This window comes from Streptomyces sp. NPDC057854 (assembly GCF_042797055.1).
GTDB lineage: Bacteria > Actinomycetota > Actinomycetes > Streptomycetales > Streptomycetaceae > Streptomyces.
The window spans coordinates 290,149-302,778 of record NZ_JBHVMF010000006.1 but is presented as its reverse complement, the minus strand read 5'-3'; the positions used below and the strand labels follow the sequence as shown (position 1 = coordinate 302,778).

The following is a 12,630-nucleotide window of genomic DNA, read 5'->3' as shown; positions in this document are numbered from 1 at the left end:
ACGCCCGGTTACATTCCGAACCCGGAAGCTAAGCCTTTCAGCGCCGATGGTACTGCAGGGGGGACCCTGTGGGAGAGTAGGACGCCGCCGAACAACCCGCCCTTTTAGCTCAGTCGGCAGAGCGTCTCCATGGTAAGGAGAAGGTCAACGGTTCGATTCCGTTAAAGGGCTCAGAGAAAAGGCCCCCGCCATTTGGCGGGGGCCTTTTTGCGTTCCCGGGAGGGACGGAGCCGAGGGGGACGGAGGGCGGGGGTGCCGGCCCCCGCCCTCCGTCCTGTTCCTACTTCTCCGGCTCCTGGAGGCGCATCGTCAGGATGGCCATGTCGTCCGAGGCGGGGTCGTGGGCGAAGCGCTCGACGGTGCGGAGGATGCGGGCGCCGACCGCGCCGGCCGTGAGGCCCGTGCACGTCTTGAGGGCGTCCGCCAGGCCGTCGTCGCCCAGCATGCGGGTGCCCTCGCGGCGCTCGGTGACGCCGTCCGTGACGCACAGCAGGACGTCGCCCGGGTCGAGCGTGAAGCTCTCCTCGTACAGCTCCAGGTCGTCCATCACGCCCAGCAGCGGCTGGGGTTCGGCGGCGGGGGAGACGGTGCCGTCCGGGCGGAGGCGGAGCGGGAGCGGATGGCCCGCGCAGACCACCTTCAGGGCCGCCGAACCGTCGGGCTGCGGGCGGAGTTCGCCGTACAGCAGGGTGAGGAAGCGGCTGCGGGCGCCCTCGTCGAGGATAGCCGCGTTCAGGCGCTCCAGAACGGCCGGGCCGCCGAAACCCTCGCGGGCCAGCAGGCGCAGGGCGTGCCGGGCCAGGCCGGTCACGGCCGCCGCCTCCGGGCCCGTACCGCAGACGTCGCCGATGGCGAAGCCGTACACGTCGTCCCTGATCGGGAAGACATCGTAGAAGTCGCCGCCCACCTCGTTGCCCTCGCCGGCGGCGCGGTAGATCACGTCCACCTCGACGCCGGGGATCCGGGGGAGCTCGGGCGGCAGCAGGCTGCGCTGGAGGGACTGGCTGATGGCGTTGCGCTCCGAGTAGAGGCGCGCGTTGTCCAGGGCCAGGGCGGCCCGGCGCGACAGGTCCTCGGCGAGCTCCAGGATCTCCTGACGGAAGTGGTCCTCCGCGGGGCGGCCCAGGGTCAGCATGCCGATCACCCGGTTGCGGGCCACCAGCGGCAGGACGACCGTCTCGCCGGCGACCGTGCCGGCCGTGGCCAGGGCGGTGTCGATGCCGGAGGACAGCGGGCCGCCCAGGTGTTCCAGCTCGCGGGCCGAGGCCGCCAGCGCGGCCCGGTGCGCGGCGTCGCCCGGGGCCGTCCACAGACGGGCGCCCGGGGTCGGCACCGGGTCCGGCGGCGCGATCGAGAGCAGCAGCGCCTTCAGGCCGTCGATGCGGTCCTCGTCCTCGTGCAGCACGAACGAGAGGTACGGGTCGGAGGCCGGGTCGGCGATCGTGTAGACCGCGCACCAGGTGGCCAGGGTGGGGACCGTCATCTGGGCCATCAGAGCCAGCGTCTGGTCCCGGTCGAGGGTGCCGGCCAGCAGGTCGGACGCCTCGACGAGGAAGCTGAGGGAGCCGCGGCGGAGCCGTTCCAGCTCGCCGAGGCGGGCCGACTCGACGGCCAGGGCGATGCGGTCGGCGGCGAACTGGAGGCGCAGGGCCTCCTCGTTCGAGTAGCGGTGGGCGGCCTCGGCGGCGACGCCCAGGGAGCCGGTCAGCCGGCCCTCGACCTTCAGGGGCACGGTGACCACCGAGCGCATGCCGGTGCCCTCCAGGAGCGGGACGGCTCCGGGGACGGCGGACAGGTCCTCGTGGACCGCGGGCATGCGGGCCGAGCCGTAGCGGCTGGCGCCGGTCTCCACGGGGACGCGGGCGAAGCGCTGGCGGGCCGCGGGGAGGCCGGTCGTCGCCCGGACCTCCAGTTCCGTCTCGTCGTCGGTGGCCAGCAGCAGGAAGGCGGCGTCGCCGTCGAGCATGTCGCGGGCCCGCTCGACCGTGCGCTGGAGGAGGCCGTCCAGATCGTCGGGGGCGGGGGAGCCGATGAAGACCTCGAAGGGGTCCGTGGTGCGGTTCTCCGCGCCGGGGTCGGCGGCCGGGCGCTGCGGGGTCTGAAGGACGGCGCGCTCGTCCTCCCGTACCAGCAGGCAGACCGTCGACGGTTCGCCCGCCGCGTCGCGGACCCGCAGGTGGGAGGCGTACACGGGGATCACGCGGCCGTCGGCGCGGCGGAGCCCGTAACTGCCCTCCCAGCGGGAGAGGCGGAGGGCCTCGACCAGGCCGGTGCCGATGCCGGGGGTGTGCGGCCACGCGGCGAGGTCGCCGAGGGGCTTGCCGATGACCTGATCGGGCGCGTAGCCGAAGAGTTCCTCGGCGTCCTCGTTCCATGCGGTGATGGACCCGCCGCGGTCGATCTGGACGACGGCGACGCGGACGCGGCTGTCGGCGACCGGGAGGAGTGCGTCGGGGAGGACGGGGCCGGCCGAGCGGGTGCCGACGGGGCGCTGCGGCAGGTCGAGGTGGAACCAGACGTGCTTGCGCGTGGGGGAGTAGTCGACGCCCCAGCGGTCGGCGAGGGCGGCGCAGAGGAGCAGGCCGCGGCCGTTCTCGCGGTCCGGGTTCGCGAGCGTGCGGCCGCTCTGGACGGGGATCTCGCGCTCCGGGTAGCGGTCCGCGACCTCGACGCGCACGCTGTCCTCGGAGCGGAGGCAGAGGACGTCGGCGGCGGTGCCGGCGTGCACCACGGCGTTGGTGACCAGCTCGCTGGTGAGGACGACGGCGTCGTCCACGAGCTCCGGGTGGCCCCAGCCCTGGAGCGTGTCCCGGACGAAGGCCCGGGCGGCGGCGACGGACCGTCCGACGGGGTCGAAGGTGGCAGTCGCCCGCGCGGTGATCACAGTGCTCCTCGTACGCGTCTCGACGCCCGGCTCCGCCATGCTCGGTCTGCCCCTCCCGCTGCCCGGTGGTCGTACGCGCTCCACACCGCCCCTGCCGGGCGGACCGGGGCGGCTGGACAGCCGGATGCCAGGTTACTTACCTTCACCGTCCCCGCGGATGCCGGTCTCCGCTGTTTCCGCCCTCGAAGGGTGGGGACGTTGTGCGAAGCTGCCGAACTGTTATCGCCTGGTTCGGTCGCGGTGAAACACTGGGAATGCTTCGGTGGGAGCCGGAGCGGAACGGTCGAGCCCCTTTCGGGAGGGACACGGTGGACTCTGGCACGGCGGCGCGGCGCGGCGGCAGCGGCACGCGCGCGAGGGGCGGGCGTTCCCGTGGGGGGACGGTGCAGGTGGACGCGGCGGCGCTGGAGCGGTTGCTGTCCGCGCTCGTGTCCATGCGGGACGGGAACCTGAGGCGGCGGCTGACCGTCTCCGGGGACGGGGTGATGGCGGAGATCGCGGCCGTCTTCAACGAGGTCGCGGACCGGCAGATGCACGTCACCGGCGAGCTGTCGCGGGTGCGGCGGGTGGTCGGGCGCGAGGGCAAGCTGTCCGAGCGGCTGGAGGCCGGGACGACGGAGGGCGCCTGGGCGGCGGCGATCGAGGCGGCCAACGCGCTCGTCGACGATCTGGCGCGGCCGGTGTCCGAGGTGAGCCGGGTGCTGACGGCGGTCGCCGAGGGCGATCTCGAACAGCGGATGGACTTGCGTTCGGAGGGTTCCGACGGGACGGTCCGGCCGCTGCGCGGGGAGTTCCTGAAGGTCGCGCGCACCGTCAACCACCTGGTGGACCAGCTGTCGGTGTTCGCGTCCGAGGTGACGCGGGTGGCGGTCGAGGTGGGTACCGAGGGCATCCTCGGCGGGCAGGCGCACGTGCGGGGCGTGTCCGGGTCGTGGAAGGACCTCACGGACTCCGTCAACACGATGGCGAACCAGCTGACGGCCCAGGTGCGGGACATCGCGCTGGTGACCACGGCGGTCGCGAACGGCGACCTGTCGCAGAAGGTCACGGCGGACGTGGCCGGCGAGATGCTGTCGCTGAAGAACACCGTGAACACGATGGTGGACCAGCTGTCGTCGTTCTCGTCCGAGGTGACCCGGGTCGCCCGCGAGGTCGGTACGGAGGGCGAGCTCGGCGGACAGGCCGAGGTCGCCGGGGTCGCGGGCGTCTGGAAGGACCTGACCGACTCCGTCAACACGATGGCGGGCAACCTGACCAGCCAGGTGCGGGGGATCGCGGAGGTCACGACGGCGGTCGCCAACGGCGACCTGTCGCAGAAGGTCACGGTGAGCGCGCGCGGGGAGATCGCGCAGCTCGCCGACACGATCAACCAGATGACGGAGACGCTGCGGACGTTCGCCGACGAGGTGACCCGGGTGTCCGGCGAGGTCGGTGCGCAGGGTCTGCTGGGCGGTCAGGCGCAGGTGCCGGGGGCGGCCGGCACGTGGAAGGACCTCACCGACTCGGTCAACACCGTCTTCCGGAACATCACCACGCAGGTGCGGGACATCGCGCAGGTGACGACGGCGGTCGCGAACGGCGATCTGTCGCAGAAGGTCACGGTGGACGTGGCCGGCGAGATGCTGGAGCTGAAGAACACCGTCAACACGATGGTGGACCAGCTGTCGGCCTTCGGTTCCGAGGTGACCCGGGTGGCCCGGGAGGTCGGCGTCGAGGGCCGGCTGGGCGGTCAGGCGGAGGTGCCGGGCGCGGCGGGTACGTGGAAGGACCTCACCGACTCGGTGAACACGGCCTTCCGGAACCTGACCGGGCAGGTGCGGGACATCGCGCAGGTGACGACGGCGGTGGCGAACGGTGACCTGTCGCAGAAGGTCACGGTGGACGTGGCCGGCGAGATGCTGGAGCTGAAGAACACCGTCAACACGATGGTGTCGCAGCTGTCGTCCTTCGCCGACCAGGTCACGCGGATGGCGCGCGACGTGGGCACGGAGGGCCGGCTGGGCGGTCAGGCCCGGGTGGACGGGGTCTCCGGCCGGTGGCGCGAGCTGACCGACTCGGTGAACTTCATGGCCGGCAACCTCACCTCGCAGGTGCGGCAGATCGCGCAGGTGACGACGGCGGTGGCGCGCGGTGACCTGTCGCAGAAGATCGACGTCGACGCCCGCGGCGAGATCCTGGAGCTGAAGAACACCATCAACACGATGGTCGACCAGCTGTCCGCGTTCGCGGACCAGGTGACCAGGGTGGCCCGCGAGGTGGGCACCGACGGGCGGCTGGGCGGTCAGGCGCAGGTGCCGGGCGTCGCCGGCGTGTGGCGGGACCTGACCGACTCGGTGAACGGCATGGCCGGGAACCTGACGGCCCAGGTGCGGAACATCGCGCAGGTCGCCACGGCGGTGGCGCGCGGTGACCTGTCGCAGAAGATCGACGTGGACGCCCGGGGCGAGATCCTGGAGCTGAAGAACACCCTCAACACGATGGTGGACCAGCTGTCGTCGTTCGCCGACCAGGTGACGCGGGTGGCCCGCGAGGTGGGTACGGAGGGCATCCTGGGCGGCCAGGCCGAGGTGCAGGGGGTCTCCGGCACCTGGAAGGACCTGACCCAGTCGGTGAACTTCATGGCGAACAACCTGACCTTCCAGGTCCGGAACATCGCCGAGGTGACGACCGCGGTGGCCCGCGGCGACCTGTCGAAGAAGATCACCGTCGACGCCAAGGGCGAGATCCTGGAGCTGGTCACCACCGTCAACACGATGGTGGACCAGCTGTCGAACTTCGCCGACGAGGTGACCCGGGTGGCCCGTGAGGTGGGCACCGAGGGCATCCTCGGCGGCCAGGCCCGGGTGCGCGGGGTGACCGGCATCTGGAAGGACCTGAGCGACAACGTCAACCTGATGGCCAACAACCTGACCAGCCAGGTGCGGAACATCGCCCGGGTGTCCTCGGCGGTCGCCAACGGCGACCTGACGAAGAAGGTCACCGTCGAGGCGCGCGGCGAGGTCGCCGAACTCGCCGACACCGTCAACACGATGGTGACGACGCTGTCGTCGTTCGCGGACGAGGTGACCCGGGTGGCCCGTGAGGTGGGCACCGACGGCATCCTCGGCGGTCAGGCGCGGGTGCCCGGTGTCTCCGGGACCTGGAAGGACCTGACCGACTCGGTGAACAGCATGGCCGACAACCTCACCGGCCAGGTGCGGCAGATCGCCGCGGTCACCACCGCCATCGCCAAGGGCGACCTCACGAAGAAGATCGACATCGAGGCGCGGGGCGAGATCCAGGAGCTGAAGAACACCATCAACACGATGGTCGACCAGCTGTCGAACTTCGCCGAGGAGGTCACCCGGGTCGCCCGCGAGGTGGGTACGGACGGCCAGCTCGGCGGGCAGGCGCGGGTCCGGGACGTCGAGGGCACCTGGAGCGACCTCACCCTGTCGGTGAACGAGATGGCCGGGAACCTCACCCGGCAGGTGCGGGCCATCGCGGCCGTCGCGACCGCGGTGACCCGCGGCGACCTGAACGTCAAGATCGACGGCGTGGACGCGGCCGGGGAGATCCAGGCGCTGCAGGAGAACATCAACACGATGATCGCCAACCTGCGGGACACCACCCTCGCCAACGACGAGCAGGACTGGCTGAAGTCGAACCTGGCCCGGATCTCCGGTCTGATGCAGGGCCGCCGGGACCTCGACGACGTCGCCTCGCTGATCATGAGCGAGCTGACGCCCGTGGTCTCGGCCCAGCACGGCGCCTTCTTCGTGGCGACGCCGACCGGTTCGGCCACCCACGACACCGAGCTGGTCGGGGAGGGCGACGGCTCGTACGAGCTGCGGATGCGCGGGAGTTACGGATACTCCGCCGGTTCCATGCCGACGTCCTTCCGCCCCGGTGAGACGCTGATCGGGACGGCTGCGGAGGAGAAGCGGACCATCCAGGTCAACGTGCCGCCGGGCTACCTCAAGATCTCGTCCGGGCTCGGCGAGGCGTCGCCGGCGCACGTGATCGTGCTGCCGGTGCTGTTCGAGGGGAAGGTCCTCGGCGTCATCGAGCTGGCGTCCTTCCAGCCGTTCACGCAGATCCAGCGGGACTTCCTCAACCAGATCGCCGAGCTGATCGCGACCACGGTCAACACCATCAGCGTCAACACCAAGACGGAGATGCTGCTCCAGCAGTCGCAGGAGCTGACCGAGCAGCTGAAGGAGCGGTCGGCGGAGCTGGAGCACCGGCAGAAGGAGCTGCAGAACTCCAACGCCGAACTGGAGGACAAGGCCGAGCTGCTGGCCCGTCAGAACCGGGACATCGAGGTCAAGAACACCGAGATCGAGGAGGCCCGGCAGGTCCTGGAGGAGCGGGCCGAGCAGCTCGCCGTCTCCATGCGCTACAAGTCGGAGTTCCTGGCCAACATGTCGCACGAGCTGCGCACCCCGCTCAACTCGCTGCTCATCCTGGCCAAGCTGCTCGCGGACAACGCGGAGACCAACCTGACGCCGAAGCAGGTCGAGTTCGCCGAGACCATCCACGGCGCCGGCTCCGACCTGCTCCAGCTCATCAACGACATCCTCGACCTGTCGAAGGTCGAGGCGGGCAAGATGGACGTCTCGCCGACCCGGATCGCGCTCGTCCAGCTCGTCGACTACGTGGAGGCGACCTTCCGGCCGCTCACCGCGGAGAAGGGCCTGGACTTCTCGGTGCGGGTCTCGCCCGAACTGCCCGCCACGCTCCACACCGACGAGCAGCGCCTCCTGCAGGTGCTGCGCAACCTGCTGTCGAACGCGGTGAAGTTCACCGACTCCGGCGCGGTGGAGCTGGTGATCCGGCCGGCCGGCGCGGACGTGCCGCAGTCCATCCGGGAGCAGCTGCTGGAGGCCGGGACGCTGCGCGACGCCGACGCCGACCTGATCGCCTTCTCGGTGACCGACACCGGCATCGGGATCGCGGCCAGCAAGATGCGGGTCATCTTCGAGGCGTTCAAGCAGGCCGACGGCACCACCAGCCGCAAGTACGGCGGCACCGGCCTCGGGCTGTCGATCAGCCGGGAGATCGCGCGGCTGCTCGGCGGCGAGATCTTCGCGGCGAGCGAGCCCGGCCGCGGCTCCACCTTCACGCTGTACCTGCCGCTCAACCCGACCGAGGTGCCGCCGAACGGACACGGGCAGGGCGAGGCGGACGGCGAGCCGCAGGAGAACGGGGACGGCCCGGACACGGGCGCCTTCCCGGCCTTCCCGCCCGCTCCCGTGCGCGGCGACGCGCGGTCCGGGGCCGGGGCGCTGTTCCGGCACCGGCGGAAGGCCGGGCCGCCGGCGGAGGCGCCGGCCGCGGCCGGCGCGGACGGGACCCGGGGCGCGGTGCCCGGGCAGCCGGGCCCGGAGACGCAGGCGGCCCCGGCCGCCGGGGAGCAGGTCGGCGCGGAGGCGGCGGAGGCCGCGCCGGAGCCGCGCCGCACCTTCTCCTTCGCGGGCGAGAAGGTCCTCATCGTCGACGACGACATCCGCAACGTGTTCGCCCTCACCAGCGTGCTGGAGCAGCACGGGCTCGCGGTGCTGTACGCGGAGAACGGGCGGGAGGGGATCGAGGTCCTGGAGCAGAACGACGACGTGACGGTCGTTCTGATGGACATCATGATGCCGGAGATGGACGGGTACGCGACGACGACGGCGATCCGGCGGATGCCGCAGTTCGCGGGGCTGCCGATCATCGCGCTCACCGCGAAGGCGATGAAGGGGGACCGGGAGAAGGCGATCGAGTCGGGCGCCTCCGACTACGTCACCAAGCCGGTCGACCCGGACTACCTGCTGTCGGTGATGGAGCAGTGGATGCGGGGCGCGTGACGGCCGCCGCCCGGTGCCGGACCCCGCGCGGGTGCGGTGCCGGGCGGCGTACTCCCGCCGTCCGCGTGTGAGAGCGGCCGGGACGGGGAACCTTCTCGACCCGCGCCCCGTTTCCGAACTGTGCACAGTGACATCACGGTGACAGGGTGTGGCGACGTGCGGGGTGCGGCTACGATGACCGGCACAAGGACGGACGGCGGCAGGAAGCCGTCCTCCGGGGCGGCGCCCGGTGCTTCCGCCGGTTCCGGCAGCGGTTCCGGAAGCCGGGTCGAGCCGTTGCCGGGACGAGGAGGACGGGGCATGGTGCAGAAGGCCAAGATCCTCCTGGTCGATGACCGGCCGGAGAATCTGCTGGCGCTGGAGGCCATTCTCTCCGCGCTCGATCAGACCCTGGTGCGGGCATCGTCCGGGGAGGAAGCGCTCAAGGCGCTGCTGACGGACGACTTCGCGGTCATCCTGCTCGACGTCCAGATGCCCGGCATGGACGGCTTCGAGACCGCGGCGCACATCAAGCGGCGCGAGCGGACCCGGGACATCCCGATCATCTTCCTCACCGCCATCAACCACGGTCCGCACCACACCTTCCGCGGGTACGCGGCGGGCGCGGTCGACTACATCTCGAAGCCGTTCGACCCGTGGGTGCTGCGGGCGAAGGTCTCGGTCTTCGTCGAGCTGTACATGAAGAACTGCAAGCTGCGCGAGCAGGCGGCGCTGCTGCGGCTCCAGCTGGAGGGCGGCGAGGGCGGCCAGGGCAAGGAGGCCGCCGGGCTGCTCGCCGAGCTGTCCGCCCGGCTCGCCGCCGTCGAGGAGCAGGCCGAGGCGCTGTCGAAGCAGCTGGACGACGAGTCGGCCGACGCGGCGGCCGTCGCGACCGCCGCCCATCTGGAGCGGAAGCTCACCGGGCTGCGGCGGGCGCTGGACGCGCTGGAGCCGGGCACCGGCGGCGCGCCCTCGCTGCCCGCGCAGGGCTGAGGGCCCGTCACCCGGCGGCCGGGACTCCGGTGACCGCCCGTCAGCTTCCGGCCGGGGCAAGGACGACACGTTCGGGTGAGGCGGACAGCCCGGCCGCTCACCGGTAACCTCGGCACCATGGCTTCACGTACGTCCGGCAAGAGTTCTCAGGGCACCGCGGCATCGCGCGCCGGCCGGACGACGGGCGGCGCGAAGAAGGCGGCGGCCAAGTCCGCGGCGAAGGCTCCGGCCAAGCCGCCGGCGAAGAAGGCGCCCGCGAAGCGCGCGCCCGCCAAGAAGACCACGAAGAAGACGGCGGCGAAGCGGCCCGCGCCGCGGCCGGCGCCGTCGCCGACCGGCGGCGTGTACAAGGTGGCCCGCGGCGCCGCGCACGGGGTCGGCGCGATGTTCCGGGGGATAGGGCGGGGCGCCAAGGGGCTCGACCCGGTGCACCGCAAGGACGGGCTCGCGCTGCTGCTGCTCGCCGCCGCGCTGATCGTCGCCGCCGGCACCTGGTCGCATCTGGAGAACCCGGTCGGCGACCTCGTCGAGATGCTGGTGACCGGCGCCTTCGGGCGGCTCGACCTGCTGGTGCCGCTGCTGCTGGGCGCGATCTCCTTCCGGCTGTTCTGCTATCCGGAGCGGCCGGAGGCCAACGGCCGGATCGTCATCGGGCTCTCCGCACTGGTCATCGGCGTCCTCGGGCAGGTCCACATCGCGTGCGGCTCGCCCGGCCGGGACGCCGGGTCGGAGGCCATGCAGGACGCGGGCGGGCTGATCGGCTGGGCGTCGTCGCAGCCGCTGGTCTTCATGACGGGGGAGGCGCTGGCCGTCCCGCTGCTGGTGCTGCTCACCCTGTTCGGGCTGCTCGTCGTCACCGCCACCCCGGTCAACGCGATCCCGCAGCGGCTGCGCGCGCTCGGCGTCCGGCTCGGACTGGTGGAGCCGGCGTACGAGGAGACCGCCGAGGAGTACGCCGACCCGGAGCCGTACGACGAGGAGTGGCGGGAGGCGCCGCCGCGCACCGCCCGGCCGGCCCGGCGCCGCACCGGCGGCCCGGCCGAGCCGTACGACGTGGACCGGGCCGAGGCGGAGGCGCTGGACCGGCGGGGCCGGGCACGCCGGCCGCGGACGGCGGCGCCGGACCACGACCACGGCCTGGACCCGGTGGACGTGGCCGCCGCGGCGGCGGCCGCGCTGGACGGCGCGGTGCTGAACGGGATGCCGCCGTCGCCGCTGGTCGCGGACCTCACCCGGGACGTGACCGGCGAGCGGGACGCGGCGCTCGCCCAGGGGGCCGGCGCGGCGGACGAGGCCACCGGGGCCGTACCGCCGCCGCCGAAGTCGCCGCCGAACGTGCCGACGGCGCGGGGCGGCGACAAGCGGCCGGCGGGGGGACCCGTACCGGATCTGACCAAGCCGGCGCCGGAGCCGGCGGACCTGCCGGCCCGGGCCGAGCAGCTTCAGCTGTCCGGCGACATCACCTACGCGCTGCCCTCGCTCGACCTGCTGGAGCGGGGCGGTCCGGGCAAGACGCGGTCGGCGGCGAACGACGCCGTCGTCGACGCGCTGACGAACGTGTTCGTCGAGTTCAAGGTGGACGCGGCCGTCACCGGCTTCACCCGGGGGCCGACGGTCACCCGGTACGAGGTCGAGCTCGGGCCCGCCGTGAAGGTCGAGAAGATCACCGCCCTGACGAAGAACATCGCCTACGCGGTGGCGTCGCCGGACGTGCGGATCATCTCGCCGATCCCCGGCAAGTCCGCCGTCGGCATCGAGATCCCCAACAGCGACCGCGAGATGGTCAACCTCGGCGACGTGCTGCGGCTCGCGGACGCGGCCGGCGACGAGCACCCGATGCTGGTCGCGCTCGGCAAGGACGTCGAGGGCGGCTACGTGATGGCCAACCTGGCGAAGATGCCGCACGTGCTGGTCGCCGGCGCCACCGGCTCCGGCAAGTCGTCGTGCATCAACTGCCTGATCACCTCGGTGATGATAAGGGCGACCCCGGAGGACGTCCGGATGGTGCTCGTCGACCCCAAGCGGGTCGAGCTCACCGCGTACGAGGGCATCCCGCACCTGATCACCCCGATCATCACCAACCCCAAGAAGGCCGCCGAGGCCCTCCAGTGGGTGGTGCGCGAGATGGACCTGCGCTACGACGACCTGGCCGCCTTCGGCTTCCGGCACATCGACGACTTCAACCAGGCCATCCGGGACGGCAAGGTGCAGCTGCCGCCCGGCAGCGAGCGCGAGCTGAAGACGTACCCGTACCTGCTCGTCATCGTCGACGAGCTGGCCGACCTGATGATGGTCGCGCCCCGGGACGTCGAGGACGCCATCGTCCGCATCACCCAGCTGGCCCGCGCGGCCGGCATCCACCTGGTGCTCGCCACCCAGCGGCCCTCGGTGGACGTCGTCACCGGTCTGATCAAGGCGAACGTGCCGTCCCGGCTCGCCTTCGCCACCTCCTCGCTCGCCGACAGCCGGGTCATCCTCGACCAGCCGGGCGCCGAGAAGCTGATCGGCAAGGGCGACGGCCTGTTCCTGCCGATGGGCGCGAACAAGCCGGTCCGCATGCAGGGCGCCTTCGTCACCGAGGCCGAGGTCGCGGCCGTGGTGCAGCACTGCAAGGACCAGATGACGCCGGTCTTCCGGGACGACGTCACCGTCGGCACCAAGCAGAAGAAGGAGATCGACGAGGAGATCGGCGACGACCTGGACCTGCTGTGCCAGGCGGCCGAGCTGGTGGTGTCGACGCAGTTCGGCTCGACGTCGATGCTCCAGCGGAAGCTGCGCGTCGGCTTCGCGAAGGCCGGCCGGCTGATGGACCTGATGGAGTCGCGGAACATCGTGGGACCGAGCGAGGGCTCCAAGGCGCGGGACGTCCTCGTCAAGCCGGACGAGCTGGACGGAGTGCTCGCGGTCATCCGCGGCGAGTCGGCGGAGTGACCGGGGGAGCGTGGG

General features: G+C 72.0%; 4 protein-coding genes, 1 tRNA gene and 1 rRNA gene. 5 read left to right on the top strand and 1 reads right to left on the bottom strand.

All coding sequences use genetic code 11. The annotated features are described in order from the left end of the window. Together rrf and ACFVQZ_RS12070 are read left to right on the top strand one after the other, a co-directional pair. Positions 1-93, top strand: a 5S ribosomal RNA gene (gene rrf, locus ACFVQZ_RS12075); the annotation flags it as partial. 5 nt (positions 94-98) lie between these two features. Next, positions 99-171 (top strand) — tRNA-Thr (locus ACFVQZ_RS12070). Between the two features lie 109 nt (positions 172-280). Here the strand turns inward: ACFVQZ_RS12070 and ACFVQZ_RS12065 are convergent. Further along, a complete protein-coding gene (locus ACFVQZ_RS12065) occupies positions 281-2,923 on the bottom strand; it encodes a SpoIIE family protein phosphatase (protein WP_030495029.1) in 2,643 nt (880 codons plus the stop codon). Positions 2,924-3,192: 269 nt separating this feature from the next. Here ACFVQZ_RS12065 and ACFVQZ_RS12060 point away from each other — a divergent pair, with 269 nt between their 5' ends. From ACFVQZ_RS12060 to ACFVQZ_RS12050, 3 genes are all read left to right on the top strand, one after another. Continuing rightward, the gene (locus tag ACFVQZ_RS12060) at positions 3,193-8,712 is read left to right on the top strand and encodes a HAMP domain-containing protein (RefSeq protein WP_383621358.1); all 5,520 of its coding nucleotides are present in this window, start codon (positions 3,193-3,195) and stop codon (positions 8,710-8,712) included. Between the two features lie 300 nt (positions 8,713-9,012). Then, entirely contained in the window at positions 9,013-9,684 is a 672-nt protein-coding gene (locus ACFVQZ_RS12055; protein WP_030495030.1) for a response regulator, read from the top strand. Positions 9,685-9,801: 117 nt separating this feature from the next. Next, complete coding sequence (locus ACFVQZ_RS12050; RefSeq protein ID WP_383621356.1) at positions 9,802-12,615, top strand: DNA translocase FtsK; 2,814 nt, start codon at positions 9,802-9,804, stop codon at positions 12,613-12,615. Positions 12,616-12,630 lie beyond the last annotated feature (15 nt).

Excerpts from the sequence above, each read along its gene's own strand:
- ACFVQZ_RS12065 (WP_030495029.1), bottom strand. The coding sequence starts at position 2,923 with ATGGCGGAGCCGGGCGTCGAGACGCGTACGAGGAGCACTGTGATCACC.
- ACFVQZ_RS12055 (WP_030495030.1), top strand. The coding sequence starts at position 9,013 with ATGGTGCAGAAGGCCAAGATCCTCCTGGTCGATGACCGGCCGGAGAAT.
- ACFVQZ_RS12050 (WP_383621356.1), top strand. The coding sequence starts at position 9,802 with ATGGCTTCACGTACGTCCGGCAAGAGTTCTCAGGGCACCGCGGCATCG.